The following is a 26,761-nucleotide window of genomic DNA, read 5'->3' on the forward strand; positions in this document are numbered from 1 at the left end:
GGGGACAGTTATAGCAGTTCTATAGGAGTTGTAAATTTTATGAACTGCGTTGGCGAAGCCTGCGCGTTGGCGTTAGCCTCGCGTTAGCGATAGCGCTTAGACGCCAAGAGCGCTAAGGAAGAGAAAAAAGAGATATCTAAGCTTTCATAAATGGATTAGGATTATATATCCAACTATTATTGACTAAAAATAGGTGAGGAGATGGGTATGAAAACCAAACCGGAAAATGTCATAAAATTAGACTTGGAAAAGCGGGTCAAGCCAATCGAACGAGTGGATATTTCATCGATAACACCAGAAATATTTTTTGAAAAATATCAAAAAGCCGGAACTCCTGTTATCATTACGGGCTTATTGGAAAGTGAAGGTGACTGGAATTTAGACTATTTATGTGAAAAGTTTGGCAGCCAAGAGTTAATCTTCCGAAATCCAGGGCGGGAAAGGGAAAAGCAGGAAAAGCGCAAATGGAAAAGCATCGGCAGTGGCGTAAATCTGCAAAGTATGCCATTCACAGAATATGCAGAGATGTTGCGTAACCATAAGGCTCATGAAAATGACATTAACCTAGGAAAATGTCCCCTCAAAAATACCCCGCTTGCTGATACCCAGTCTTTAAAAATCATTGGTTCTCGGCTAGGTTTAACGGAACCTGCGAGCGAACTGAACATTTATGTAGCTCCGGGAGGTCATCGCTCAGGCTTACATTATGACTCAGTGGACGGCACGTTGATGCAACTGCATGGTGCCAAAAAAATAGTGTTTTTTCCACCCTCGGAGACATACAATCTCTATCCATTTCCGGTGTATATTCATTTGCGCCACGGATTGAAGTTGCGTTCTTGGTTTAGTCAGGTGGATCTGGAAAACCCCGACTTTAAATCATTGCCAAAATTTAAGGAAGCACTCCAGCATAAACGCGAAGTAATTCTTGAGCAAGGTGAAACGCTTTATATTCCTGCCGGTTGGTGGCATGACGTAATCGGGTTGGGCGATGAAATGGTGTGTGCAGTCAATCGTTTCTGGAGGATATATCCGACATCAAGAGCCGTGTTCTCTTGGAGTCGATGGCGTGCAGCTTGTGGAATGATATTTGCATTACCCTATACTTTTTTAAATTTAGCGATCGCGCTAGGCAGCCGCAACAGAAAACAAAAAATTAGCAAGATTTCCCATAGGATGTAAGCGTCCTAGCCAATCAAATCGGAGCAAAAAACTTTAGGTGTGCGTCGCGATACAGAAAACCTGTAAGGAATGGAGTTTATGAGCTTATTAACAAAGCTTTCTGTAGGAATCGCTTGTTTTACTCTGGCATTCATCTTGGCAAGTTTAGTGGAATATTGGCTACATCGCTTGATGCACGTCTCGCCTCGGATTGGCGAACGTCATCGAGATCATCACCGTCGTAACGAAGGACAGGGGGTGTTGTGGGAGTTTCGAGACTATGTCAAGGGCAGTTTGCTGGTAATGTGCCTGATGTTTTTCTACTCGTGGGAGGCTGGAATCGGTTGGTTCCTCGGTGGCTTATTCTATGCTGCATTTTCAGCCTATGCCCATCAGCTACAGCACGAAAACCCCACCAAGTGCTTCTGGATGAAGATGCCAGTTCACTACGTGCATCACAAGTATGGAATGTGGCATCACAATTTTGGTTTGGCGGTAGATTGGTGGGATCGGGTTTTCGGCACTTACAAGCCAGTAGAATGGCTGGGCGAAGAGGAACTGAGTCAACAGCCACGGGGTTATTTGCAACTCCGGTGGCGGTAGGAATGTCCTAGCTGGAATGGGATTGACGCAGGTAGCCGGGAAATAAATTTCCGGCTTAAAGCTAAAGTAAGCTAAAGCTTACTGGGGTAAGCCATTGAACCCGTTTGAACGGGTTTTAGCTTTAAGCCCAAACTTTAGTTTAGGGCTGACTTAATGACATTCTCCTCGCTGCCATCCCAAGGGTAAAATGTCCAAACTGGGTTAAAGCAACCTAAAAAAATTCTAATTTCTCTCCCTTTCGCAAGAGACTTAGTGATATCGTTCCTACAACGCTTTGAGTTTGACAAATTCGGGTTTCAACCGCAGGAGAATTACTTTGAGCTACTTCCAGGAGGCTAAAGCCCACTTTGTTGCGAGTCATCAGCATCCCATCAACCAGTTTCTGCACCACTTGACTAATGTGCTAGCGATCGCCGCTGTGGGTTTTCTGTTTTATGATTGGCGGTTAACGCTTGTGTGTTTAGTCCTCACCCAAGTATTCGCTTTGGGCGGTCATGCTGTCTTCGAGAAGAATCACCCGGCTTTTGTCAAGTACCCCGGCATTACCATCCTGGTTTCCCTCATGTGGTCTTTTGAGAACTGGTTTGGACTGCGCCAAGTTTGGACATACTTGCATCGCAAGCAGAAAGCGTTGAATTAAATTTCAGCCGCAAGGCGAGTATTCAATTAAAAACATTGTGTCTTCATCGGGGCAGGCTTCTATCCGACGCCCTGAAAACCTGGAATTTATTTGCAGGTAACGATTGAGCAATTAATTAAGGAGTTTTCATGTATCAAGGTCTACTGGTAATTGATGCAGATGCCCATAAGATAGAAAATCCTTTAGTAATGCGGGATTATCTAGAGCCAGAGTATCGCGATCGCATCGGTTTAGCGATTGATAGTCTGGGCGACCAACGGGCGAGAATCGTAGACTTTAATCCGGCAACGGGTAAAAACGACTTTATGCGGATGTTCCCGCAGCCTCAGGGACTGGGGAAAGGTGGCTTTCGCAACCTGCATCCCGATACAACTTTGGGGGCCATGTTCAATCGAGTGCGGATTGAACACATGGATCGAGAAGGCATTGACATCCAGGTAATTTACGGCACGCTCAACTTAGTCTTTTCGAGCTTATTGGATAAGGACTTTGCGATCGCGCTGTGTCGTGCTTACAACAACTACATTGCCGACGACTGTCGGGGTTACGATAACCGGCTCAAACCGATTGGTGTATTGCCTCTACAGGATGTAGATGCCGCTGTAGCTGAAATGCACCGCTGCGTCAACGAACTGGGCATGATTAGCGTCGCCGTTGCCCCAAACCTACCGATTCCCCATCCGAAAGCGCCTCAAGCTTTCCCCGATATCCGCACCTGTAAAGCGATTAGCCATCCTGACTTCCGCCCTATCCTGCAAGCAGCCGCCGATTTGGATATTGGTCTGGGCATTCACGGAGGGCCGGGATCTTACATGGTGGGGGGGATTTCCGATCATGTGGAAACCTTTGTCTTGACGCACATTTTTGTGCAGCGGAACCAGCAACAATTGGCTTTAGCCAGAATGGTTTTTGATGGGGCGTTTGAGCAATTTCCCTCCCTGCGGGTTGGCTTTTTAGAAGGCGGTTGTGGTTGGGTGCCGGATCTTGCCCATGCTTTCCACGAGCATTGGGAAAAACGCATCCGTGACTTTGACCCCAAGCATCCCTATCGTCCTTCCCTGATGGAATTCACCAAGCTGATGATTCAGGAAAGAGGCACTCACAACAATATCAATCTGATTAGTCAGGCAAAAAATCTCTTCGATCTCCTGTGGAATGCTCAGCATGACCCGTCTCAGATTGAGGATGCAAGTCTTTATGAGCATTACGATCTCCGCCATCGAGATCCGTTGGAATACTTTGAGCGGGGTCAAATCTTTACTTCCTTTGAATCAGACGATCCAGGCCCTGCTTATCTTCACATTGCGATGGGAGAAATTGGCAAGCATCTGGCTTGCTTCTCTGGAGATTATGGGCACTGGGATGGGGTACTCCATGACTGTGTCAAGGATGCTGCAACTGTTGCCGATTATGACCGGGAGCATTTAGAACTATTGCTTAGCGGCAATGCACTGGCTCTGTATGGCGATCGCCTGCGCCAATCTGCGCCGAATCAAATCGCTGATGCAGCCAGCCTGAACAGTACGGTTAATTAGCCCTTTTTGAGCGCAGACAATTCCGTTACGAACACGGGGCAATGCCCCGTGTCCCTAGGAGGATTTGTATTGAACCCCAAGTGACAACCGATTGAAAAGGATTAGGGACAAAACAAAGTTTCGCGGGTTTCGCGCCCAGTAGTGGGATTGGTACCGGACGCTATTTTACACAACTGTTGTTGCACATCCTGACGAAGCAGCACATCTGTAAAATCGGCTCCATCAATAATCGCACCTTCAAACTTAGTGTTAAAGGCAAACGCCCCTTCCAAAACCGCGTTCTTTAAGTTCGCTTTGGTCAAGCGGGCTGTGTCCAGAGTTGCGTTTCTGAGATCGGCTCCTTCTAAATTGACGCTTTCCAGATTAGCCCCAAAAAAACTGACACCCCGCAAATTCGTATGACTCAGGTTACTACTGCGGAGATTGGCTTTAGTAAAGCTGGAGTCGGTCAGCTCTTTGCCGGAGAAATCTACACCAATCAAAAATTCTTTGTTGTAGTCGTTCGCCCAGGCGGGAGATGCGATCGCGCCAAAAGAGGCAATGGCGATCGCCACAAGCAATAAACCGAGTAAAATTGTCGAAATCCGATTATCTAGCCTACACTTCATGCTGGTTCCATTTGATGGAAAACCGTCGTCTATCTCATTATCCCGATATCGGTGTTTTAGGAGAAGACCTAGTTGCTCAATGGTTGATTTCCCAAGCCTGGGAAATTCTTGAGCGCCGGTGGCGTTGCCGCTGGGGAGAAATTGATATAATTGCGCGACAACGCCCAGATGAAGGTAAGGGAGGGGGAGACAGAAAGACAGGAAGACAGCGGGAGGAAGAGTTTCCCACTACCCATTACCCATCACCCGTTCCCCATTGCCCCATTACCCTGTCCTCTTGCTTAATCTTTGTCGAGGTCAAAACTCGCAGCCGGGGAAATTGGGATGCGGATGGAATGCTAGCGATTACACCGCAAAAGCAAGCTAAACTCTGGCGCACAGCACAGATTTTTTTGGCAGAGCGTCCAGATTTAGTAAATCTTCCTTGCCGGTTTGATGTCGCTTTGGTCAGATGTCAGCGTCCTAAGACCAATACTGTTCTGCTACCAGAACCTGAAAAGCTCCCTTTGATTTCTTTACCAGAACCTAGAAATTTAGCTGTGGGAGAATATCAGTTGAGTCTACAAGACTATATTCAGTCCGCTTTCGATGAGCCGTTAAGTTAATTAAGCTAGAGTTTCCGGGCAATATCCCAGCCCTTTTGTGAACTGCTGGCGAAATGCTTCAATATCGCTTCGATCGGGACTACCATGAGAAACCACAGCGACTTGGTAGCGACGCATCACATCGATGGGGGACTGTCCAGTTTCCAGACTCCAAAGCGCCATCTGGAGGCGAATAGCCGGTTCGTAGGGAATACCCAGTTCGTTCATGAACGCCCGGAAGTCACCATCTTGCTGCGCGTTTAGATGGTTACTCATTTTGACCTTGATCACCCAGCCATCAATCTGATGAATCACCGTCATTAAACGAACGGGCAACTGGGGCATTGTGTGTAAATACTCAACCACCCGTAGTGTCAGGCTGGCATTGGCCAGAAAGTAGACGTATTCCATGAGAAGTTCTTAGTGTCTAGGTCATGCTGGTTCTATAACTCTCATTCTCCATGAGTAAGATAGTCTGCGATAGGGGAGAAGCCCCCGTTCTTATCTGGGGGTATTTACCCAATCTGCAAAGTTAAATTGATCGATTCCTTATCAGTAAACTAACGGCATGACAGAATTTAACGAAGACAGTCACATCAGCGATCCCCGGTTGGGAGAGTCAAAAGCCGTTAGTGGGGCAAGAAGATTAAAGATAGACAGCCCCGAATCCTTACGGTTTCAAGCTGAAGCACCCAGCGGGGATGATATAGATATCGATCGGTTAATCGCCAGTTATGACTATGAACTCCCGGCAGAACTGATTGCCCAGAATCCATCTGTGCCAAGGGATAGTGCGCGTTTGCTGGTGGTATCCCCAGATCATCCCAGCCACGCCATTTTTCGGGATTTACCCGACTTCCTCCAGTCCGGAGATTTACTGGTATTAAATAATACTCGTGTCATCCCTGCCCGCCTCCGGGGTCGTAAATCTACGGGTGCCCCCGTGGAGGTGTTGCTGCTGGAGGAACAGCAGAACAACTGCTGGCTAGCTTTGGTGAAACCAGGGCGACGTCTGCAACCGGGGGCGCAGATATTCTTTGAACCACAGCAACTGAGGGCTGAGGAAAAATTGAACCCAGCCTCAAGCCCGAATCAATTGAGTGCGACGATTTTGTCTAGGGATGAGGCGACGGGGGGGCGGGTGTTGCAGTTTGATGTTCCAGCCGGGAGTCGGTTTGAAGATTTGTTGGAGGAATACGGTCAAGTGCCGCTACCTCCTTACATTACAGATTCCCAATCCCAGGCGGAACAGTACCAAACTGTGTATGCCCAGGCTCAAGGAGCGATCGCTGCTCCCACGGCTGGGCTACACTTTACCCCAGAGTTACTCCAACGCTTGCAAGAACGAGGCATTCAGCAGGCTTCGGTGACGCTGCACGTCGGGGTCGGGACGTTTCGCCCGGTGGAAGTAGAGGATATTACCACCCACAAAATGCATGGGGAGTGGGTAGAAGTCCCCAAGTCTACGGTGGAACAAATTCGGGAAACCAAGGCGAGGGGGGGTCGGATTATTGCCGTGGGGACAACGGTGGTGCGATCGCTTGAGTCAGCTGCTATGAATGGGGAATTACACTCCTTTAGGGGCAAGACGGAGTTATTTATCTATCCTGGCTACCAGTGGCGGGTAGTGGACGGGTTAATTACCAATTTCCACTTACCCCGTTCGAGTTTGCTGATGTTGGTGGGTGCTTTAATCGGGCGTCAGCGGTTGCTGGAATTGTACCAAGTGGCGACAAAGCATCGGTATCGCTTCTATTCTTTTGGGGACGCGATGCTAATCTTGCCGGAAGCCACAATCAGATGACGATGGGACAAGTTAAGGTAATGAGGAATGTCAATCATCGCTGGTCAGTGGTAAATTGCAACTGACAACTAATTACCTTCCCAATTACCTTTTTCCTAAATAGCGAGTGGTGCGGGGTTCTAGATATGCTTAAAAACCACAAACGAATTTATCTCCTTGCGGCTGCTTTGATCGGTCTTGGTTTGACGACTGCCAGCACTGCCTTTGCCGGTGAATCGCGGGCTGGGCGACAAAAGACAACTTCTTTTGAGTCGCCCGTACTCACTAAGCAGATGGTCGAAGGTCTATACACTCAAGATTTTGAGGCAGCGACTTACTTCCAACAAGGAGTGACGCGGTATAATCGCGGAGACTATCGGGGGGCAGAGCTAGCTCTTCGCAAAGCGCTTGAATTCGATTCCAGCATTGCGATGGCTTATTATCTGTTGGGGAATTCCCTAGCCGAGCAAGGACAGCTTGAGAAGGCAACGAATGAGTACCTGCAAGCGCTTCGTCTCGACCCCAATTTGGGAGAAGCTTACTACAATTTGGGAGTTGCTTTATATAAGCAAGGGCAACCCGATGCTGCACTGACTGCGTATGAACGAGCGCTAAGTTTAAATCCCAAGTTGGCAGATGCTTACTATAATGTGGGCTTGGCGATGGAGGCAAAAGGTCAAACACAAGAAGCGATCGCTGCCTATCAGCAGGCGATTCAGAATGACCCGAAATATGCAGTCGCTTACTATAATCTGGGACTGCTGTTAGTCAACCAAAATCAAAATGAAGCCGCGATGGCTCAGTTTCAAAAAGCAGTTGAACTTGACCCAACGCTTGCCGATGCTCAATATCAACTGGGGTTACTTTACGCGCAGCAAAATCAGCCGACACAAGCAATTAACGCCCTGAATGCAGCGGCTTCTAAGAATCCGAACTTGGCAAAGGCTCAGTACCAGATGGGTTTAATTTTTGTCCAGCAAGGTAACTCCAAAGCGGCAGCCAATCGATTCAAGCAGGCGGTGCGTCTCAATCCCAATGATGGCGACGCTTATCAACAATTGGGAGCAATGCTGTTAAAGGAGAACCAGGTCAAAGATGCAGCTGCGGTATTGAGGGAAGCCAAGCGCCTCAACCCAAATGATGCCGTGACTCTTTATAATCTGGGCGTGGCTCTGCAACGGCAAGGTCTGCTGGCGGAAGCGATCGCGAATTACCAAGAAGCGATTGTCCTCAATTCCACTCTGGCAGATGCATTTTTTAACTTGGGAGTAACGCTGCAACAAACTGGACGACGCGAAGAGGCAATCCCCTTTCTTTTCCAAGCTAAAACGCTATTCAATCAGCAGGGGAATGCGGACAAAATTGACCAGATTAACCAGTTCCTACAGCAGCTAGGCGCTTCTTGAATTAAAAATTAAAAATTAAAAATTAAAAAGATAGTTTTTTAATTTTTAATTTTTAATTTCTTAAATCGGTAGACGATTAATATCCTTGTTGCAGCCAATCACTACCATTGCTGACCCCTTATAAAGCCGCCGGTTGGGATTGGGGTTAATTTCAAATTTGCCCTCGTGGCTGACTGCTAGCAGATTCAAACCATAGCGGCTGCGAAGTTGCAATTCTGAGATAGTTTTGCCGTGAAATTCGTCAGGAATAATAATTTCTACAATACTGTTATCCACGTCCAGATCGAACCGATCTAAAATAGCTGGTTTAGTCAGCGATCGCGCTAAAGTACAGCCCATTTCATGCTCTGGAAATACCACATGATCTGCTCCCACTTTTTTCAGGAGTTTCATATGAATTTCTGACGAGGACTTCGCCACTACATGAGCCACCCCACCTTCCTTTAGATTCAGGGTCGTCACTACGCTAGCTTCCAGATAATTGCCAATCGCCACAATCACCGTATCAAAATCAAAAATTCCTCCCTCTTTAAGGGCAGCGGGTTCTGTCGAATCCAACTGCAAGGCATGGGAAGCAATTTGATCGGTCAAAACTTGGGCTACTTTCTTTTCGTCGGCATCAATGCCCAGCACTTCGTAGCCTAGATGGTGTAGCGTCGAGCAGACGCCACGACCAAAACGACCTAACCCAATGACTGCAAATTGATGCTTGTTAGTAGTGCTGAGACTGCGAAAAAAGTTTAAAGATGATAAGTTCACAAATAAACTCCGGACTGACTCATTGAGTTAGGGATCATTCGTCGAAAACAGTTGCAGGTTTAAACCAACCTTCTAACTTTCAACCTTTTAATCTACAAGCTGCAATTGGGTCACGAACAACTGACAAAAAGCTTGAGGTTACTCAGGTTCTAGCTTATGGAGCATCGAGGGTGCGATCGCTATCCTACCAACAAATTCTCCTCCGGATAGCGGATAATGCTGGGGCTGGGATTTCCGAGAATCGCTGACATCAGGAGCAACACTCCCACGCGACCGATGTACATGGTGGCAATCAATACCAGTTTGGCGAACGTTGAAACACTCGCTGTAATACCAGTAGAAAGTCCAACCGTGGCGAATGCTGAAACAACCTCAAATAAGATTTGGATAAACGCCACCTGTGGATCGCTTAACGCAATTAAAGTCGTGGAACCAATGACCACCAGAAGCGAACCAACCGCAACCCCAGTCGCTTTCACAATTAGCGCCATCGGGATTTGGCGTTGATAAGCAATTACTTCTTCCTTACCTTGTAATGCTGAGAGAGTAGAACTGAGTAAAACCCTTGTTGTCGTGGTTTTAATTCCGCCGCCGGTACTGCCAGGATTCGTCCCAATAAACATGAATGCAATGGTAATAAAAAGAGACGCTTCGGTCAATTTCCCGATATCAATGGTATTAAAACCAGCTGTTCGGGGTGTTACCGATTGAAACCAAGCCGCCATGAGCTTCTGGGGAAAATCAAGTGCGCCAAAGGTTTGGGGATTGTTGAACTCTGTAAACAAAAAGAGAATTGTTCCCAGAATGAGTAGAAACACAGTGGTAGTGGTAGCAATCTTAAAATTGAGAGAAAAGACAACACAAGCTTGACTCTTGGATAAGCGATCGCGCGTCCATAAATACAGCTCCATAATCACTTCATAGCCAATCCCACCCAAAATAATCAAGGCGGTGACAATCAGGTTGAGCAAAGGCGATCGCACGTATTGCATCAAATTATCTGAAAACAAGCCAAAACCTGCATTGTTAAAGGAATTTACACTATGAAAAACTGATAGCCAAAGACCGCGATCAAACCCATAATCGGGTACAAACACCAGCATCAGTAAAAAGATGCCAGTTATTTCAATAATCAACGTAGTGGCAATAATTGAGCGCACCAATTCCACCACACCGGATAATCCTGGCTTGTCGAGGGATTGTTGAATCGCTATCTTCTCTCGCAGTCCAAACTTGCGTCCTAGCAACAGCAACAGGCACGTCGTTGCCGTCATGTAGCCCAATCCGCCCACCTGAACCAGCAAGACAATGAACAATTGTCCCCAAAACGAATAAAATTTCCCCACATCGACCACGGATAAACCAGTCACGCAGACGGCAGACGTGGAAGTAAATAGCGCGATTACCGGATTGCTCCAACTGCCGTCACTGATTGAAAATGGCAGTATTAGTAAAATCGTTCCCAACGTGATGACAGCAAGAAATCCCAGGCAAATGGTTCTGGCAACAGTCATGGTCTAGCGGTCTATCAGGAAAAGTATTTTTAGAGCTTACTGCTTTCCGAGTTCTGGTAGGCTAATTTTCAGCAACACCGCCTGAAAATTTCATGACTTCAACTCTTTATCAGCAAATTCAGCAGTTCTACGACGCTTCCTCCGGTCTGTGGGAACAGATTTGGGGCGAACATATGCACCACGGATACTATGGTGCTGATGGTACGCTGAAAAAAGACCGGCGGCAAGCGCAGATTGACTTAATTGAAGAATTGCTTAAGTGGGGTGAGGTGAAGGTCGGGGAAGGCTTGACCACCCCCGCAAATATCCTCGATGTCGGCTGCGGGATTGGCGGCAGTTCTCTTTACTTGGCGCAAAAATTTAACGCAGCAGCAACGGGAATCACCCTGAGTCCCGTCCAGGCGACTAGAGCCAAAGAACGGGCAGCCATTGCTGGATTAAGCGATCGCACATCGTTCCAGGTGGCAGACGCCCTGAATATGCCCTTCGCTGACGATTCCTTTGACTTTGTATGGTCGCTCGAAAGTGGCGAACATATGCCCAATAAGCAGAAGTTCTTGCAGGAGTGCTACCGGGTGCTAAAGCCGGGGGGAACTTTTCTCATGGCAACGTGGTGTCATCGTCCTGTCGGGGGCGCAGATGGACAGCTGACAGATGATGAGCGGAAACATCTGGCGGAAATCTACCGCGTGTATGCTTTGCCTTATGTGATTTCGCTGCCAGAATATGAAACGCTGGCTCGCAAAGTTTCCTTCGAGAATATTCGCACGGCAGATTGGTCAAAAGCTGTTGCACCATTTTGGGATATCGTGATTGATTCGACGCTCGATCCTAGAGCCGTTCTGGGTTTGCTTTTCTCCGGCTGGACAACGATTCAAGCTGCGCTTTCACTGGGATTAATGAGCCGGGGCTATGAGCAAGGACTAATTCGATTCGGATTGCTCTGTGCGACTAAGAAATAACGTTTGGGAACAAAAATTGCTTAAAATCAAGCCTGAGTATTCATTCAGGCACGCATGAGCCAGATTTCTCCTGAAAAGTCTTCCCTTCCCAAAACCAGTCCTTCTGAGTCCCACCCGGTGCGGCGTACTGCTTCCTGGCTCTACGCCTTATGGAAGTTCTCCCGCCCTCATACGATTATTGGCACCAGCCTGAGCGTGATGGCGTTGTACGCGATCGCGCTTGCAACAGCTTCCGGGGGCGTCACCAGCGTCGAACAGTTTTTGGGTGCATGGATTGCCTGTCTGGGCGGAAATGTTTACATTGTTGGGCTAAATCAGCTCGAAGATGTGGAAATTGACAAAATTAACAAACCCCATTTGCCCATCGCTGCTGGTGAATTTTCTAGGGCGCAAGCTCAAATTATTGTCGCCATTAGTGGAAGTGTGGCGCTGCTGTTGGCGCTTCTTCTAGGACGATATTTACTGTTCACGGTGGGGGTTAGTTTAGCCATTGGCACAGCCTATTCTCTGCCGCCGATTCGGTTAAAACGATTTCCCTTTTGGGCAGCGCTGTGCATTTTCACTGTGCGCGGAGTCATTGTCAATTTAGGGCTGTTTTTACACTTCAATTGGGTATTGCAAAAAAGTCAAGTGATTCCGGCATCAGTCTGGGCGCTGACGATGTTTGTGTTGGTATTTACGTTTGCGATCGCTATCTTTAAAGACATCCCCGATATGGAGGGGGATAAGCAGTACAACATCAACACGTTTACGATTCAACTCGGTAAGCCAGCCGTCTTTAATCTCTCTCTTTGGGTGATTACGGTCTGCTACCTGGGCATGATTGTGGCTGGGATATTATCCCTAAGTGCCGTTAATTCCACATTTTTGATAATTACTCATGTATTCGCACTCTTGTTGCTGTGGTGGCGAAGTAGAAGTGTAGATTTGCAGGATAAAAGCGCGATCGCCTCTTTTTACCAATTCATTTGGAAACTCTTTTTCTTGGAATATCTAATTTTTCCTGCTGCCTGTCTTTTAGGGTAAAAAAGGTAAAAACCGCCGTCGAGGTAAGCTTAGGCAAAATAGGGCTGCTAGAAGTGTCGGAGGGTTAGCAATGGTGGAAACGGAAATATCTCAACAAGCTTATTTTCTGGCTGCGGCTGTCGTCGGGATTAGTCTGGCTCTCCTCGGTTTTTTCCTGGGGAAGACATTTATCGCTTCAAACTTTTTTAAAAAAGGGGTGGCACTTTATAAACAAAAAGACTATGCAGGTGCAGAGGCATCTTTTCGCCAGGTGATTCAGCGACACCGCACCAATGACATGGCGCGATTGCTGTTGGGAAATGCGCTAATGGCGCAAGATAAGATTGACGAGGCAACGCCGATATATCGGGAATTGATTGAGCGATCGCCCAAAAATGTCGATGCTTATTTGAGGTTGGGAGACACGCTGATTAAACAAGACAAAATCGAGGAAGCGATCGCAATTCTTCAAAAAGCTAGAAACTTATATAAAGCGGGTACAACAGAGCAACAACAACTCGATCAACTCATCCAGGAAATGGACATCCCAAAATAAGCTTCAAATTCATTTGAGCGCAGCCAAATCATGACTGAGCATACCGGAAAAGTATATCTGGTGGGGGCAGGGCCGGGAGATGTTGCTTACCTCACCGTCAGGGCACAACATCTGCTGGTTGAGGCACAGGTGTTAGTCTACGACGCCCTCGTCGATGCCCAGTTGTTAGAGTTGGTGCCAGACAGTTGCCTGAAGTTGGATGTCGGCAAACGCGGTGGACAACCCAGCACACCGCAAGCTGAAATTAACCAACTGCTGGTGGAACACTGTCAGCAGGGAAAGCAAGTTGTGCGGCTAAAAAGTGGCGATCCGTTTATTTTCGGGCGTTCTACTTCAGAAATTCAGGCATTAATTGCCGCTGGGTGTCCTTTTGAAGTCGTACCGGGGATTTCCTCAGCACTGGCAGCACCGTTGCTGGCGGGGATTCCGCTGACAGATCCGGTGATGAGCCGAGGTTTCACGGTGATTACTGCCCATGAGCCAGATGTTTTGGACTGGGAGGCGCTGGCGCGGATGGAAACGCTGGTAATCTTGATGGGTGGGCGCAATCTCGGTGAAATTGTCTATCAGTTGCATCGATATGGGCGATCGCTTTCTACTCCCGTCGCCGCGATTCGTTGGGCGGGAACGCCTCAACAACAAGTCTGGACAGCTACGCTGGGCACTATCGTTGAGCAAACTAGGGGTGAATCTCTCTCTCCCAGCGTCATTACCATCGGGGAAGTCGTTGGTTTGAGAGAATACTTGCGATCGCCAGATGCACCAGTCGTCTCAGATCGACGCCTAAATCCGCCCGTACAATCATCAGCATCTTCAACCCAATCCGCAGGGGTGAGTTTATCAGACATACCTATGGGAAGCCACAGTTCTCAGAAAACCTCGTCTCTAACGACTCAAAACTCTTCCCAACCGCTAGCTGGGAAAACTATCCTGGTGACGCGCGCAGCTGGACAATCGGGTGAGTTTTGCGTGCGTCTCCAAGAAGAAGGCGCGACGGTGATTGAGATGCCGACGCTGGAAATTACTCCTCCTTCCAGTTGGGAAGAATTGGATAATGCGATCGCGCACTTATCGGATTTCGACTGGTTAATTCTCACTTCCAGCAACGGGGTTGATTACTTTTTTGAACGGCTGGAAGCGCAAAATCAAGATGCCCGTGCCTTAGCCGGGGTAAAAATTGCTGTCGTCGGGAAGAAAACCGCCCAAAGTCTCAAGCAGCATGGCTTACAACCCGATTTTATTCCCCCGGATTTTGTCGCAGATTCTCTAATTGAATACTTTCCAGAACCGTTAGAACGCAAGAAAATTCTGTTTCCCAGAGTGGAAACGGGCGGAAGAGAAGTCTTAGTTAAGGAATTAACTGTCCAAGGTGCGGAAGTAATCGAAGTGGCGGCTTATCAATCTCAGTGTCCGAAAGCGATCGCACCCGCTGCCTTACATGCCCTCCAGCGACAAGCGGTAGATGTGATTACTTTTGCAAGTTCTAAAACCGTGCAATTTTTTGGTCAATTAGTCGGCGAAATCGACAAATTACCCTTACAAGGTGTCTGTATCGCCTCGATTGGCCCTCAAACTTCTAAAACCTGTCTTTCTCTACTGGGGCGAGTGGATGTAGAAGCCCCAGAATACACTCTAGACGGCTTAACCCAAGCGATCGTCCAGTGGGCGACATCTGAGGCGAATGTCCGCGATCGCTTGGCTCACAACTCAAATATAGATTGCTAGATAGCTATTCTCGATTGGATGCCGTACATTTTAACCCCACCCCTGCCCCTCCCCGTAAACGAGGAGGGGTTTAATATTCCCGATTCTCCTCGCTGCCTGCCCCGCCTTGCTGCCGCTAGTGTCGCGCCGTCAACGAGGAGGGGTTCCCTGTTCTCCCCTCTCCGTGAACGGAGAGGGGCTGGGGGTGAGGTTCCATATTCTCCTCCCCATAAACGAGGAGGGGTTCCCTGTTCTCCCCTCTCCGTGAACGGAGAGGGGTTGGGGGTGAGGTTCCAAGTATTACACGCAACTGAAAACCGCGATCATCTCTCTCGAAAGCTTTTCCACCTTTCGTCGTGCCCTTATGGGATAGACGGTTCTAAGATTCTTCCGGATGACAGAGCCGCTAGTAAGTATTTTTAGCTATCATCTATTATTATTAAGATTGTTAACAGTGACTTGCATTTTGGCAGGCTTACCACTCTAGCCAAGGTGGTACGTCAGCTAAGTGCCAGATAGCTGACCCGATATAGTGGCGCTCAACTGTACCCAGATCGGGTGTCACTAGAAACCGCGACTTGCACAACCGTTCATCAGATTGCTTGCATAAAGGTCAAATAAAAGGGTGATAAGTCCCATAGCTACCAAGCAAAAATTGACGCTTGCAAGAACTTTATTTTCAATTCATATGAGGACTGGTACTGGTGACAACACTAAGACAACTTGCCCAAACCAATGAAGAATCTTTAATTGCAGCGTTTTTTCAGGAATCAGAGGGCAAATGGCACTCTGAAAGACGCTACTATACGCTGCCGGATGGAGAAACCAAGGAGATGGTGAGTCTGATTACCGTCCGGTTTCTGGAACAGGGAAGCTCGGAATTGCTACACTTGGCAGAGTTACACCAACTGGAAGATCCAGCAGCGCTGATTTGTGGTTCCTATGTAGAGTGGAACAGCACAAACTCAGTCACAAACCGCAAAGAGTCCAAAGGTTCGACACTGTTTGGCGCATTAGGAACCACACTCTATCGCGATCGCGGCTTTGCCACTCCGAAACCCGTCACGGCTGAGTATTATTTCCCCAATCCCAAAACTTTGTGCTTGCGGACAGAGTACAGAGACTCTTCATTTGAAGAAGAATTAAAACTGATTGGTCGAAGCTACCGCACCCGGCAAACGATCATCTCCCGTGCCGGAGAACAGCAAATGATCGGTCAATATCTAGAAAAGCGCCTTAGCTAGACTTAGCCTGCACACCCAGCCAGAAGTGCCACCGCCGCCACTAAATCATCAGGCTCGACGGGCTTAGACTGATACATTTGAAACCCTGCCTTCAGGGCGCGGTTTTTGTCTTCCTCCCTAGCGTATGCGGTCAGCGCTAGGGCTGGAATTTGTTTTCCGGTTTTTTCTTCCAGAGTTCTCACCTTGCCGATGAGGGCGTAGCCATCTTCCTCTGGCATTCCAATATCACTCACCAGCAAATCGGGCTGCCAGCTACGAAGGACTTCTAACGCCTCGGCTACGGATGCGATCGCTTTCACTTTCGCCCCAGACTCTTCAAGCACGAGGGCGATCAATTCGCGTGTATCCGTATCATCATCCACAACTAGAACCTGCAATCCGCTCAGGAGTTGAGGTGCTTGTGCTACCTTCTCCTTAGCTTCCCCGCTCCCCGGCTCCTCTGCCCCCTGGCGCTCCTGCCCCTCGGTTTCTCGACTTTTATCAAAAAGTGGTAGAAGCACTGTAAACGTTGCTCCCTGCCCGATTCCAAGACTGGCAGCACGAACGGTGCCACCGTGCAATTCCACCAAGTGACGCACAATCGCTAATCCGAGTCCTAATCCTCCATGCGATCGCGTGGTACTCGCGTCAGCTTGACGAAAGCGGTCAAACGCATAGGGCAGAAAGTCGGGGCTAATGCCCATGCCTGTGTCGCTAATTTGGATTTGGGCAAAGAAAGTTGAAGGTTGCGGGTTATTAGGTGGAGAGTTCGTGGGTTGCACTTCAACTTTTTCTTCAAGTTTTCCTTCAACCCTCTCCAGCCGCACCTCAATTTGCCCGCCTTCTGATGTGAACTTGATGGCGTTGGAGAGTAGATTCCAAACGACTTGCTGCAAGCGATCTGGATCGGCAGCGACCAAGCCGACTGAGCGGTCTAGTACCGCCTTGACTCGAATCCCCTTGGCATCCGCTGCCGGACGCAAGATATTAATCGCTTCATCAATGATAGGTATCAGATCGATTGAGCGAATGTTCAGGTGCAGCTTGCCCCGAATAATCCGCGAGACATCTAGAATTTCATCGGTGAGTTTTACCTGCGCCTTGGCGTTGCGTTCGATACTCTCAAGGGCACGACTGATAACAGTGGGAGTTAGCTTCTGATTGCGGAGTAGCGTTGCCCACCCGAGAATAGAGTTCAGGGGGGTGCGGAGTTCGTGAGACAGGGTTGCCAGGAACTCGTCCTTGAGGTGGTTGGCTTCCTGAGCTTCCCGGTAGAGTCGGGCATTGTCAATTGCCAAAGCAGCCCGATCCGCGAGGTCTTGCAGAAAGAATTGGTCATCACGAGTATAGGAGTATCCGGGGCGATCGCGCGAAACGAATAAAGTCCCAATCCGCCGACCTCGTACCTCTAAGGGTGCGATCAAAATGCTGTATATCCCAAAGCGCTGCAAGTAGGGCAAATACTTGGACTCGCTCAAAGGTTGTATCTCCTCTGGCGACACGACTGGAATCAGTAGCGTCTCGCCCGTTTTAAAGACCCGACCCGTCAAACCCTCATCAACGCGGTGTGGCTCCGTGGCGAGGGTTTCTTGCAAACAGGCGAGGGCTTCTGGGTTTGGATGATAAATTGCTACCGGGTTGAGGTACTTTCCATCATCTGATAGGATGCGAACTACGCACAGATTTCCCAGTCGCTGAGCTATTTGCTGACTGACCAGTTCTAGAACTGCTTGAAATTCCGGAATTTTCTCAGCAAAAGCCCGCGATACCTCGCTCAAAGCTTGCCGATGCGCTTCCAGACGAGCGGCTCTTCGCTGAGTTTCGGCTCGTTCTAGGGCTAACTGCACCGCAGCAGGCAGACGGTTGTAATATTTGGGCAACTTCAGAACGTAGTCGGACAGCCCCGCCTTCATCGCTTCTACAGCAATCTCTTCGCTGCCTGTATTGGTAAACATCACCACGGGGCAGTCGGGATACCGAGCTTTGACGGCACGCAGAACCGTTAGACCATCACTCCAGCGCAGTTGATAGTCAGTGACAACGGCATCGAAGCCATCTGCCGCAAGTGCCTGGTTCAAGGCATTGATTTCTGCAATCTCCTGAATTTGGAGATCGGAAAAGGCTCGGCTGAGCTGACGAGCTGCTAGAAGGCGGTCATCAGGGTTGTCATCGATCAGTAAAATACGTAAAGTTTGGCTCATATCCGCTATTCAGTTGGAAGGTTGAAAGGGTTGAAGGTTGAGGATTCTACGAGAGTTGCCGGTTGAAGGTTGAAGGCTGAAGAACGTAATTGATCTGTTTGCCTTGCATCTGTCAACTTTTCCACTTTCACCTTTTCCACTTTCAACTTTATCTACTTTCAACCTGTAACTTTTCCCCTTTCAACCTTCCTCTAATTTTGGCTTCTGGTTGAAAATGAGCCAATATGAATTCAGTGTTTTCACCATATCCAGCAACCCTTCAAAAGCAACTGGTTTAACCAAGTAAGAGTTGGCTCCCAGGTCATAGGCTTGGTTGATGTCACGATTTTCCTCGGAGGAAGTTAGAACAACAACCGGCAGGCGCTTCAGGTCTGGCTGCTGCCGTAACCATTCCAGCACCTCAAGACCCGACTTGCGAGGGAGTTTCAGGTCTAGCAGGATCAAAACAGGTAGGGGGTAGCGATCGCGATCGGTGTAAGGCGGTTCGCCCGCAAGGTAAAACACGGCTGCCTCCCCATTTTCCACCACTTGCAATGGGTTAAGCAGGTTAGCTTTCCGAAAAGCTCGCTGGATCAGGAAAATGTCATTGGAGTCGTCTTCCACCAGCAAAATAGTATAGTTAGACGCGTTCAACATTCGTCTCTAGCCTTGGGCAGGTCTATCCAAAATCTGCTTCCCTCACCAGCTTGCGACTCGACTCCGGCATGACCTCCCATGCGTTCTAACCCTTTCCGCACAATTGCCAACCCAATGCCAGTGCCGGGGTAACTTTCAATTCCGTGTAGGCGCTCGAAGACGCGAAAAATGCGTTGTTGATGTTCTGGAGCAATGCCGATGCCGTTGTCTTCTATCCACAAGCGTACCCAAAATTGGGAACTTGCTGAAGGTTGATTGCTCTCTGGCTCTTCGGCTGTAGACGCGATCGCTCTTGTCTCTACAATACCCTGTTCCTCGGCTTCCCCTCTCTCCCTAACTTCTGCCCATACTCGCACCTGCGGTTGGACTCCAGGAGCGATAAATTTTATTGCATTATTTAGCAAATTTGTCAAGACTTGAATCAAGGTGGTGCGATGCCCGACGATTTGAGGCAGCGGTGGTTCTACTGTCACTTGGACTTGTTTTTGCCGCAGTTCTGGCTCTAGTTGAGCAAGTACCTCCACCACCACCGCTTCTAGGTGAATCGGCTGGAGACGGATCTCCGTGCGGCTGAGGCGACTATAGTCGAGCAGATCCTGGATTAAGGTATCCATGCGCTGAGAAGCCGTAATAATGCGCTGGGCATAATCTTGCCCGATGGCATCTAAGGAGTCGCTATAGTCTTCTAACAAAGCGTGACTGAAACCCTGCATAGCACGCAATGGCGCACGGAGGTCGTGAGAAACGGAATAGGCAAACGCTTCTAATTCAGCATTTGCTTCCTGCAATTGGACAGTGCGATCGCTAACGCGCTGCTCTAGTTGTGCATTGTTCTGTTCGAGCTGTTCTCGTAACTCAGCTTGCTGCATTGCGATCGCAAGTTGGTTGGCAACCTCAGTGGCAATCTCTTGGTGTTCCGGATTAAACGTTGCCGGTTCCGTGGCACTTAGAATCAGTTCGCCGAGCAGATTTTCTTCGACCCGCAGGGGCACAGTCATGCAGCTGCTTTGCCCTTCCCCCATTCGCTTCATGGCAGGCGGACAACGATTGAGTGCCGCGTTCTCTAGAGAATAGGTTCTCTGTTGCCCTAAGACAAATCCAGGCACAAACTCGTCAACTTGGAGCGTAGCGCCTTCTTGGAACGGTAAATCTCCATTAACACTTCCGGCTATCACCTGGGCAACGCCAGTTTCAAAGTTAAACAACACCACAAAAGATTGCTGGCAGGGCACTAAGCGCCGCATCCGGGACAATGCCGCGCGGATAAGTGCTGCCCGTGAATGTGCTGCCAGAATCGCCTGGTCGATCTCATGCAATGCTTCCAACCGCTGGGCAGATCGACGCAGCGCGTTTGTTTGCTCTTGGGCGATCGCGAGGGCGTGTTTGTAGGTTTTTGCCACTCCCATCAACTGACGGCTGGTGAACAATGCCAGTAGGCTTCCCAACCCAACCGTTAAGCCGAGAGTGCTGCCAATCGTCAGATAGGTTGTTTTTTGAGCGTTGTCAGTGCGAACATCCCGCAGCACCTCCTCGGTTCTGATGAACGAGGCAAGCTGAACCCGCATCGCATCCATCAGCTGTCTACGAGTGTTAAACACAGAGAATTCATAATTGCTATTGCGCTGCTTGCGAGCGATCTGGGAGGGGGCATATCGATTCCACTGTTCATAAATTGCCCGCAACTCTTTGAGGCGCTGAATTTGACGCGGGTTGTCCGAAATTAAAGAACGCAAGTCATTAAAGGCAGGATCGATTAACAAACTTGACGCTTGGTAAGGCGCTAGAAAACTCGGATTGCCGGTGACGAGATACCCGCGTATCCCGCTTTCCATATCTAACAGCAGTCTCTGAGTATAGTTTGCTTGGGCAATGACTCGATCGGTGTGGTCAACCCACCGCGTCACCGAAAGTAGGTGGTTGAGCTGCAAAAATAAGATGCCCGAGAGCACTAGCATCAAAATCAACGGCAACGCGATCGCACGAGTTAGCCTGTGTCGAAAGTTGTTTTGAGCAGTCTCAAATAGCGCCATTTCAACCCTTCAAGCCTTTCGGCTCTAGCAGTAAGCTTTAGCGATCGCACTCGGCGGAAGCCGTCAGCAGCGGCTATGTTGTTTCCTTTACTTTGAAAAAATACTGAGCCAGCAGATCCAAAGATAGCGATCGCTATCTTCCACGCTAACAACTTACAGCACAATAGCAATGCCCAATTAATTATTAGTTAAAACGTTGTGCAACTTTCGGGATGTCTTCCCCACTCATTCGAGTGAGATTTCCCTCTCCAAACTCCTGATAAATCGGTTGCTCAGAAAAAGTTGCACTGGGCGTTATGCACTGGGCGTTATTTAATAATGGCTACCCGATTTTCGGTGATGAACGGCGGTGACGCCTTCCTGCTGTAACACCTTGCCATTTTCCACCACAGCGTAGACCAACCAGTGATCGCCACATTCCATCCGGTTGCGGGCAGTACATTCCAGATAAGCAAGGGCATCGGTGAGAATCGGACAACCATTTTGGGCGTCTTGCGTAGCGACACCCGCAAATCGGTCTTCACCAGGACCAAAAGGTTTGAGAAAATGCTTCATCAAGCCGATGTGCTTGCCTTCTCCCAAAATATTTAAAACAAATTTTCCGCCAGAATGCATCAGCGATTCAATCGCTCGATCCTTGGCGACAGCAATGGTTAAACCGGGGGGATTAAAAGTTGCCTGAGACACCCAAGAAGCCAACATCGCCCCGCTGAGTTCGCCTTGTTTCGTTGTTACAACGGAAAGAGAGCCAACCAGATGCCCCACCGCTTGTTCGATCCTGGCAGATTGCGAAGGTGAAATCGGTTGCACGCTTAACTGTTGTCGAGCCATTTTGGCTTTTTTAGCTTTTTTCAACGCTTGGGCGAAGTCTGTCCCGGCTTCTTCGCAATATTTCAGCGTCACCTCGGTGGGTTTAAATTTGACTCGAATCGGGTCGAAGCCAAAGCGATATCCAGCATCTTTTAACTTGCCTTCTAGTAGATCGATCGCTTCCCCACTCCAGCCATAAGAACCAAAAACACCCGCCAGCTTGCCTTTGCTCGCGTTGGATAGGACAATGCCCAAGGCAGTTTGAATCGGCGTGGGAGCATGACCGCCGAGGGTAGGAGAACCCATGATAAACCCATCTGATTTTTCTACAGCTTCTTGAATTTCCGAGGGTTCGGCAAATTCGCAGTTAATTGATTCGACAGCAACGCCTGCTTTGGTAATACCACTAGCGATCGCTTGCGCCAAGGTCGCCGTATTTCCATAAGCTGAAGCATAGAGCAGCGCCACGCTCGTTTCAGTTGCCCTTTGCTGCTGGTTCCATTGCCGATAAGCTTGAGTGAGCGGGATCAGACTGTAGCGCACCAAGGGGCCATGACCCGTCCCATAGAGTCTGGCTGGCAAATCCTGTGTCAGTTTGTCTAGCGCTGTTTCGACTTGCCGAGCGTGGGGAGCCATCAGACAATCGTAATAGTAGCGCCGATCTTCGCTAAACACCGTCCACCCTTCATCAAACACCTGATCGCCACAAACGTGCGCCCCGAAAAGCTTATCCGTATACAAAATTTCGGTTAGGGAGTCGTGGGTGCAAAGGGCGTCAGGCCAACGGGGACTAGGCGTGGGGATAAATTGTAAGTGATGACCTTTGCCTAAATCGAGGGTTTCTTCCCCCCGCATTATGGCAATTTGTAGATTGTGTTCTTGTAAAGTCTCTGGGAAAGTGTTTTCAAAAAGATTTCGCAGCAGAATTGACCCTGGATTCGAGCAAACAAAAGTAATTTGAGGAGCCAGTTTTAGTAAAGCATTCAGCGTAAAAACTCGGTTGGGGTTGACGTGTCCTAAAATCACGTAATCCAGCTTGTTTAAGTCAAATCGCTGCTGTAAAGCGGAAAGAAAAATGCCTGTAAATGATTCTCCCGGCGGATCGATGAGCGCTGTTTTATCCGCTTGAATCACATAAGAATTCGCCGTTGTGCCCCGTTGTAGAGCATATTCGATTTCAAACTTAAGTCTGTCCCAAGTGCGCGATCGCAACACAGTTGTATCTGCACCAATCGGGAGAACCTGAACATCGCGGGGTTTTGTGGCTGTCATCATAAGTTAAAACGGTAATTTTTTTAAACGCAAAGGTACACTCTCGTACGCAAAGTTAAAGCTACCTCTTTGCGTACCGAGAGCGCTAACCTTAGCGTATCGAGAGCTTAATAATAATTTCCGATCTTGCGATGGTGAACCGCTGTGAGGGCGTCGGGTTTGGAGACGCGACCAGATTGAACGGTGCTGTAGACGATCCAATGATCGCTGCATTCCATCCGGCTAGAAACTTCACACTCCATGTATGCGAGGGCTTCCGTCAGAATCGGGGAACCATTCTCCGCTGGCTGAGATTTGATCCCGGCAAATCGATCCGCGCCAGGGGGGAATCGTTTTAAAAAGTGCCGCATCAAATTTTGATAATTTCCTTCTTCTAAGACGTTGAGGACAAAGCGATCGCCTACTTGCATCATCGACTCAATAGCCCGGTCTTTTGCGACAGCGATGGTGAATCCTAGGGGTTGGAAGCTGGCTTGTGCCACCCAGGAAGCTAACATGGCACCTTTGACTTCGCCTTTTTTGGCAGTGATGATGTACAATCCACCGCTGATGCGTCCCAGGGCTTTTTCTAATTCGGCATCAAGAGATTTAATCTGTTTGATGTTGCGATCGCGGGTGAGCAATTGTCCTAAGTCTGTACCCGCTTCTTCACACAACTGATAGGTGGCTTCTCCGGGTGTATCTTTAATCCGAATTGCTGGAAATGCGACTGTCAGCCCTAACTCTCTAAATTTACTCACCAGCGGATCGACGGGTTCGTCATCTCCTCCGTAGGACTCCAGAATCCCGACTACTTGTTTTTCCTTAGCAGCGGCTAAAACGGTGCCAATCGCAGCTTGGGCGGCGGCAGAGGCGGCTGGGGGTGTGGCAATGACTAACCCAGATGAACGCCCTACCAGTTCTTGCACCTCTTGAGGATCGGCGGATTTCAGGTCGAGTGTCTCGACGGCGACGCCTGTTTTGGTGATGCCTTTGGCGAGAGATTGGGAAAGGCGATCGCTATACCCGTAATCGGAGACGTAAAATACCGCTACTGTCGTCTCGCCCTTGGTTTGAGCTTGACTCCACTGGCGATAACGTCCTGTCAGTTCCACGACGTTGTGGCGTAGCAGCGGGCCGTGTCCAGTGGCGATGGTGTGTACTTCTGGTAGTTCTCCCATCCGTTTCAGTGCAGATAGCACTGAACGAGCATTCGGAGCCATCAGACATTCGTAGTAAAAGCGATAATCGGCTTCGATGGCGGCTAAATCTTCATCGAAGGTGCTATCCGAGCAATAGTGCAAGCCAAAGGCGTCGCAAGTATACAGGATTTGGGTTTTGTGGTCGAAGGTGAAAATCGTGTCGGGCCAGTGCAAGTTGGGAGCAATCACGAATTCCAATTCGTGTCCGTTGCCTAAATCCAACTTGTCGCCATTTTTGACGATTCGCCGCTCAAACGGCTGATGCACAAAATCTTCGATAAACTGGATTGCGACTTTTGACCCAACCACCGTTACCTGGGGAGCCAGTTTCAAGATGTCTTTGACTAATCCGCTGTGGTCTGGCTCGGTGTGGCTGATAATCAGGTAATCAATTTCTTTTGGGTCGATGAGTCCATGTAATGCATCCAGATATAGCTGGCGGAACTTTTCATGGGAGGTATCCACTAAAGCCGTCTGCTCACCCCGAATGATGAAGGAATTATAGGTGGTGCCGTTTTGCAGCCCAAATTCAATGTCGAAGCGATCGCGATCCCAGTCAAGCGAGCGAATCGTTGTCGTGTCAGGGGCGATTTCGCCGGTCTGCATGGTGAGGCGTTTTTGGGTTCGGTCGGTGAGCGCTACCATCTCTGGTCTCCTTCTGTTGCAACCCATTAGGTATTTTTTCTTCTTTCATTCTGCCACGAGTCTCTTGTAAAGATTTATTAAAAAACCTATGAGTGAGTTAAGAGTTTTAAAAGTGCCGAACGGCTCCAGGCTCAGAGAACGATGAATTGGCTAGCTTTGACGATCGGGAATTCGCGGCTGCACTGGGCGTACTTTGTGGGAGAAATTCTTCAGGATGCCTGGGATAGCTACTATCTGCCAGCGGCAACTGTGAATCGTCTGGCGCAGCGCTTAGCAGCGGGTAAATTTCCACTGGAAATTTTGCCACCCAGTCCGACCAATTCACTATCCAAAATCCACAATCAGCAATCAAAGTTGCCGATTTATCTGGCTTCGGTGGTTCCAGAGCAAACAGCACTTTGGCAAAGTTACCCAGATATCCGTGTCATGACTTTAGACCAATTGCCCCTTGAAGGACTTTATCCCACTCTTGGTATTGACCGGGCTTTAGCGGTGTTGGGTGCTGGCGAAGTTTGGGGCTTGCCTTCTTTAGTGATTGACGCTGGAACTGCTTTGACATTTACGAGTGCAGATGTCAACCATCGGCTAGTGGGTGGGGCGATTTTGCCTGGGTTAAGGTTACAGCTACAGTCTCTAACCCAAAGAACTGCTGCGTTACCACCGATAGAATTGCCCCAGGAAATGCCGCCGCGTTTTGCTGTAAACACACCGGAGGCGATTCAGAGTGGCGTTATCTACACTGTCTTGGCTGGAATCAAAGACTTTATCCAGGCTTGGTGGCAGAAATTTCCAGGTAGTCGGGTGATTTTGACGGGAGGCGATCGCGCTACTTTATTTGCTTATCTCCAAATCCAGTTTCCTGAAATAGCCAGTCAGATAATTAGCGACCCGAATCTGATATTTATGGGAATGCGGTCAGTCGTCCTTAGTTCTTAGTCCTTAATAAAGCGATTCACATCAAATCCGCTTGATTCTCCACAATTGAGAAAAACCTTACCCCGCCTCCACCTGCGGCTCCGGCTCCTCTCCGCAAGCGGAGAGGGGTTGGGGGTGAGGTTCTTTTATTAACTCCACTACAAGCGCACAGCCTATGCGCCCCTAATGCTTACTAACGAAATCTCGAATATACTGAGCCACGACATCTGGCAACGCTTCGGGTAGATCGTTTCCCGCAAAGCTAATAATTTCCAACTGAGCTGATGGAGTTAAGTCCGCGTAGGCTTGACTTTCGGCAATTCTAGAACGACTGTCGCGATCGCCTTGCAAAATCAAAACGGGGACTTTCAGCCACTCCAGTCTTTCTTTCAATAATTCTGCTTGAATTTCGGCGCGGCGGCGTTGAAATAATAGCTTGTCGGTAGTGGGAAACTGCACCGGCTGTTCTTGTCGCCGCTTCTTTTGCCCAGTCTGCTTGCGGGGAAACAGGCGATTGTTGGAGACACGAGCGATCGCATCTATGAGCGATCGCCACCCGGAGGATACCACCTTAGACAGCCGCTTAAATAGAGATGTAAATAGAGAGGGGCGCGATCGCTCGGTTCTTAATCCCTCCGCTTCCACCCCAATTGGAGCTAACAGCACTAATCCGCGCACCTGTTCCAAATATTTCAGCGCGAAGCTCGCCGCAATCCACCCTCCCAGCGAGTGACCAATTAAAAAAACTTCTCGCTGATTCAATGCTTCTAACAATTCAGCAAGACATTCCATCTCCAACTCAATTGAGTAGTGAACATCCGGGCGTTCGGAGTCACCAAAGCCGAGTAAATCCGGGGCAAAGCAGTGGTAATCTCGACTCAAACAATCGATGACAGCTAGCCATTGACTGCTATCGTGAGCCGATCCGTGTAAAAAAACCAAAACTGGCCCTTGACCGACTTCGCGCCAGAAGATTTGTCCTTGGGACAGCTTTATTCGAGAATTGCGTAGCGGTAGAGTCATCCTAG

Annotated in this window: 23 protein-coding genes; 13 read left to right on the plus strand and 10 right to left on the minus strand. The window is 48.9% G+C overall.

Annotation, left to right across the window (positions count from 1 at the left end):
- Window positions 1–201: 201 nt before the first annotated feature.
- The 4 genes from NC996_RS00755 to NC996_RS00770 all read left to right on the plus strand — a co-directional run bounded on the left by NC996_RS00755 (window position 202) and on the right by NC996_RS00770 (window position 3,939).
- Window positions 202–1,182 (plus strand): cupin-like domain-containing protein, encoded by a 981-nt coding sequence (locus NC996_RS00755; RefSeq protein WP_199302913.1) that lies wholly within the window; start codon window positions 202–204, stop codon window positions 1,180–1,182.
- Between the two features lie 78 nt (window positions 1,183–1,260).
- Window positions 1,261–1,764 (plus strand): sterol desaturase family protein, encoded by a 504-nt coding sequence (locus NC996_RS00760; RefSeq protein WP_190683301.1) that lies wholly within the window; start codon window positions 1,261–1,263, stop codon window positions 1,762–1,764.
- A gap of 316 nt (window positions 1,765–2,080) precedes the next feature.
- Window positions 2,081–2,404, plus strand: coding sequence for an Mpo1-like protein (locus NC996_RS00765; RefSeq protein WP_190536549.1), 324 nt, complete (start codon window positions 2,081–2,083; stop codon window positions 2,402–2,404).
- Window positions 2,405–2,532: 128 nt separating this feature from the next.
- On the plus strand, window positions 2,533–3,939 hold the full coding sequence (locus NC996_RS00770; protein ID WP_190683304.1) for an amidohydrolase family protein: 1,407 nt from the start codon (window positions 2,533–2,535) through the stop codon (window positions 3,937–3,939).
- 101 nt (window positions 3,940–4,040) lie between these two features.
- Here NC996_RS00770 and NC996_RS00775 read toward each other — a convergent pair whose 3' ends face one another.
- Window positions 4,041–4,547 carry a pentapeptide repeat-containing protein gene (locus tag NC996_RS00775; RefSeq protein WP_190425122.1) on the minus strand — a complete coding sequence of 169 codons (507 nt, stop codon included), beginning with the start codon at window positions 4,545–4,547 and terminating at the stop codon, window positions 4,041–4,043.
- A gap of 14 nt (window positions 4,548–4,561) precedes the next feature.
- On the opposite strand from NC996_RS00775, the gene NC996_RS00780 reads away from it, so the two are divergent.
- Window positions 4,562–5,152: a YraN family protein gene (locus NC996_RS00780; RefSeq protein ID WP_190683307.1), complete on the plus strand. Its 591-nt coding sequence runs from the start codon at window positions 4,562–4,564 to the stop codon at window positions 5,150–5,152.
- Here NC996_RS00780 and NC996_RS00785 read toward each other — a convergent pair whose 3' ends face one another.
- Window positions 5,153–5,542, minus strand: coding sequence for a hypothetical protein (locus NC996_RS00785; RefSeq protein ID WP_190414650.1), 390 nt, complete (start codon window positions 5,540–5,542; stop codon window positions 5,153–5,155).
- Between the two features lie 157 nt (window positions 5,543–5,699).
- On the opposite strand from NC996_RS00785, the gene queA reads away from it, so the two are divergent.
- Together queA and NC996_RS00795 are read left to right on the plus strand one after the other, a co-directional pair.
- Window positions 5,700–6,935 carry a tRNA preQ1(34) S-adenosylmethionine ribosyltransferase-isomerase QueA gene (gene queA / locus NC996_RS00790; protein WP_190683310.1) on the plus strand — a complete coding sequence of 412 codons (1,236 nt, stop codon included), beginning with the start codon at window positions 5,700–5,702 and terminating at the stop codon, window positions 6,933–6,935.
- Window positions 6,936–7,060: 125 nt separating this feature from the next.
- Window positions 7,061–8,320, plus strand: coding sequence for a tetratricopeptide repeat protein (locus NC996_RS00795; protein WP_190683313.1), 1,260 nt, complete (start codon window positions 7,061–7,063; stop codon window positions 8,318–8,320).
- A 60-nt stretch (window positions 8,321–8,380) separates the two neighbouring features.
- Here NC996_RS00795 and NC996_RS00800 read toward each other — a convergent pair whose 3' ends face one another.
- Together NC996_RS00800 and NC996_RS00805 are read right to left on the minus strand one after the other, a co-directional pair.
- The gene (locus tag NC996_RS00800; protein ID WP_190429556.1) at window positions 8,381–9,079 is read right to left on the minus strand and encodes an NAD-binding protein; all 699 of its coding nucleotides are present in this window, start codon (window positions 9,077–9,079) and stop codon (window positions 8,381–8,383) included.
- A gap of 179 nt (window positions 9,080–9,258) precedes the next feature.
- Window positions 9,259–10,593: a TrkH family potassium uptake protein gene (locus NC996_RS00805; protein ID WP_190429557.1), complete on the minus strand. Its 1,335-nt coding sequence runs from the start codon at window positions 10,591–10,593 to the stop codon at window positions 9,259–9,261.
- 92 nt (window positions 10,594–10,685) lie between these two features.
- Here NC996_RS00805 and NC996_RS00810 point away from each other — a divergent pair, with 92 nt between their 5' ends.
- The 5 genes from NC996_RS00810 (at window position 10,686) to NC996_RS00830 (ending at window position 16,064) form a co-directional block, all read left to right on the plus strand.
- Window positions 10,686–11,555 (plus strand): methyltransferase domain-containing protein, encoded by an 870-nt coding sequence (locus NC996_RS00810; protein ID WP_190683316.1) that lies wholly within the window; start codon window positions 10,686–10,688, stop codon window positions 11,553–11,555.
- A gap of 54 nt (window positions 11,556–11,609) precedes the next feature.
- On the plus strand, window positions 11,610–12,581 hold the full coding sequence (locus tag NC996_RS00815) for a homogentisate phytyltransferase (RefSeq protein ID WP_190683319.1): 972 nt from the start codon (window positions 11,610–11,612) through the stop codon (window positions 12,579–12,581).
- Between the two features lie 70 nt (window positions 12,582–12,651).
- Complete coding sequence (locus NC996_RS00820) at window positions 12,652–13,116, plus strand: tetratricopeptide repeat protein (protein ID WP_190683322.1); 465 nt, start codon at window positions 12,652–12,654, stop codon at window positions 13,114–13,116.
- Window positions 13,117–13,146: 30 nt separating this feature from the next.
- The gene (cobA, locus tag NC996_RS00825) at window positions 13,147–14,841 is read left to right on the plus strand and encodes a uroporphyrinogen-III C-methyltransferase (RefSeq protein ID WP_190683325.1); all 1,695 of its coding nucleotides are present in this window, start codon (window positions 13,147–13,149) and stop codon (window positions 14,839–14,841) included.
- A 683-nt stretch (window positions 14,842–15,524) separates the two neighbouring features.
- Complete coding sequence (locus NC996_RS00830) at window positions 15,525–16,064, plus strand: phycobiliprotein lyase (RefSeq protein ID WP_190427680.1); 540 nt, start codon at window positions 15,525–15,527, stop codon at window positions 16,062–16,064.
- 2 nt (window positions 16,065–16,066) lie between these two features.
- Here the strand turns inward: NC996_RS00830 and NC996_RS00835 are convergent, their stop codons facing one another.
- The 5 genes from NC996_RS00835 to NC996_RS00855 all read right to left on the minus strand — a co-directional run bounded on the left by NC996_RS00835 (window position 16,067) and on the right by NC996_RS00855 (window position 24,818).
- Window positions 16,067–18,244, minus strand: a complete 2,178-nt coding sequence (locus NC996_RS00835) for a response regulator (RefSeq protein ID WP_190683327.1) — start codon at window positions 18,242–18,244, stop codon at window positions 16,067–16,069.
- A 180-nt stretch (window positions 18,245–18,424) separates the two neighbouring features.
- Window positions 18,425–18,880 carry a response regulator gene (locus NC996_RS00840; RefSeq protein ID WP_190683329.1) on the minus strand — a complete coding sequence of 152 codons (456 nt, stop codon included), beginning with the start codon at window positions 18,878–18,880 and terminating at the stop codon, window positions 18,425–18,427.
- Window positions 18,874–20,910, minus strand: a complete 2,037-nt coding sequence (locus NC996_RS00845; protein ID WP_190683331.1) for a CHASE3 domain-containing protein — start codon at window positions 20,908–20,910, stop codon at window positions 18,874–18,876. The genes NC996_RS00840 and NC996_RS00845 overlap by 7 nt, the downstream gene beginning before the upstream one ends.
- A gap of 312 nt (window positions 20,911–21,222) precedes the next feature.
- On the minus strand, window positions 21,223–22,992 hold the full coding sequence (locus NC996_RS00850) for a diflavin flavoprotein (RefSeq protein WP_190536611.1): 1,770 nt from the start codon (window positions 22,990–22,992) through the stop codon (window positions 21,223–21,225).
- Between the two features lie 107 nt (window positions 22,993–23,099).
- Window positions 23,100–24,818, minus strand: a complete 1,719-nt coding sequence (locus NC996_RS00855; RefSeq protein ID WP_190414637.1) for a diflavin flavoprotein — start codon at window positions 24,816–24,818, stop codon at window positions 23,100–23,102.
- Between the two features lie 141 nt (window positions 24,819–24,959).
- On the opposite strand from NC996_RS00855, the gene NC996_RS00860 reads away from it, so the two are divergent.
- Window positions 24,960–25,754: a pantothenate kinase gene (locus tag NC996_RS00860; protein ID WP_190528111.1), complete on the plus strand. Its 795-nt coding sequence runs from the start codon at window positions 24,960–24,962 to the stop codon at window positions 25,752–25,754.
- 162 nt (window positions 25,755–25,916) lie between these two features.
- On the opposite strand, the gene NC996_RS00865 is transcribed toward NC996_RS00860, so the two are convergent.
- Window positions 25,917–26,756 carry an alpha/beta hydrolase gene (locus tag NC996_RS00865; protein ID WP_190683333.1) on the minus strand — a complete coding sequence of 280 codons (840 nt, stop codon included), beginning with the start codon at window positions 26,754–26,756 and terminating at the stop codon, window positions 25,917–25,919.
- Window positions 26,757–26,761: the final 5 nt, after the last annotated feature.

Origin of the sequence: Trichocoleus sp. ST-U2 (assembly GCF_039961875.1) — a bacterium.
GTDB lineage: Bacteria > Cyanobacteriota > Cyanobacteriia > Cyanobacteriales > FACHB-T130 > FACHB-T130.

Excerpts from the sequence above, each read along its gene's own strand:
- NC996_RS00755 (WP_199302913.1), top strand. The coding sequence starts at position 202 with ATGGGTATGAAAACCAAACCGGAAAATGTCATAAAATTAGACTTGGAA.
- NC996_RS00760 (WP_190683301.1), top strand. The coding sequence starts at position 1,261 with ATGAGCTTATTAACAAAGCTTTCTGTAGGAATCGCTTGTTTTACTCTG.
- NC996_RS00770 (WP_190683304.1), top strand. The coding sequence starts at position 2,533 with ATGTATCAAGGTCTACTGGTAATTGATGCAGATGCCCATAAGATAGAA.
- NC996_RS00775 (WP_190425122.1), bottom strand. The coding sequence starts at position 4,547 with ATGAAGTGTAGGCTAGATAATCGGATTTCGACAATTTTACTCGGTTTA.
- NC996_RS00780 (WP_190683307.1), top strand. The coding sequence starts at position 4,562 with ATGGAAAACCGTCGTCTATCTCATTATCCCGATATCGGTGTTTTAGGA.
- NC996_RS00785 (WP_190414650.1), bottom strand. The coding sequence starts at position 5,542 with ATGGAATACGTCTACTTTCTGGCCAATGCCAGCCTGACACTACGGGTG.
- queA (WP_190683310.1), top strand. The coding sequence starts at position 5,700 with ATGACAGAATTTAACGAAGACAGTCACATCAGCGATCCCCGGTTGGGA.
- NC996_RS00795 (WP_190683313.1), top strand. The coding sequence starts at position 7,061 with ATGCTTAAAAACCACAAACGAATTTATCTCCTTGCGGCTGCTTTGATC.
- NC996_RS00805 (WP_190429557.1), bottom strand. The coding sequence starts at position 10,593 with ATGACTGTTGCCAGAACCATTTGCCTGGGATTTCTTGCTGTCATCACG.
- NC996_RS00810 (WP_190683316.1), top strand. The coding sequence starts at position 10,686 with ATGACTTCAACTCTTTATCAGCAAATTCAGCAGTTCTACGACGCTTCC.
- NC996_RS00815 (WP_190683319.1), top strand. The coding sequence starts at position 11,610 with ATGAGCCAGATTTCTCCTGAAAAGTCTTCCCTTCCCAAAACCAGTCCT.
- NC996_RS00820 (WP_190683322.1), top strand. The coding sequence starts at position 12,652 with ATGGTGGAAACGGAAATATCTCAACAAGCTTATTTTCTGGCTGCGGCT.
- cobA (WP_190683325.1), top strand. The coding sequence starts at position 13,147 with ATGACTGAGCATACCGGAAAAGTATATCTGGTGGGGGCAGGGCCGGGA.
- NC996_RS00835 (WP_190683327.1), bottom strand. The coding sequence starts at position 18,244 with ATGAGCCAAACTTTACGTATTTTACTGATCGATGACAACCCTGATGAC.
- NC996_RS00840 (WP_190683329.1), bottom strand. The coding sequence starts at position 18,880 with ATGTTGAACGCGTCTAACTATACTATTTTGCTGGTGGAAGACGACTCC.
- NC996_RS00845 (WP_190683331.1), bottom strand. The coding sequence starts at position 20,910 with ATGGCGCTATTTGAGACTGCTCAAAACAACTTTCGACACAGGCTAACT.
- NC996_RS00850 (WP_190536611.1), bottom strand. The coding sequence starts at position 22,992 with ATGACAGCCACAAAACCCCGCGATGTTCAGGTTCTCCCGATTGGTGCA.
- NC996_RS00855 (WP_190414637.1), bottom strand. The coding sequence starts at position 24,818 with ATGGTAGCGCTCACCGACCGAACCCAAAAACGCCTCACCATGCAGACC.
- NC996_RS00860 (WP_190528111.1), top strand. The coding sequence starts at position 24,960 with ATGAATTGGCTAGCTTTGACGATCGGGAATTCGCGGCTGCACTGGGCG.
- NC996_RS00865 (WP_190683333.1), bottom strand. The coding sequence starts at position 26,756 with ATGACTCTACCGCTACGCAATTCTCGAATAAAGCTGTCCCAAGGACAA.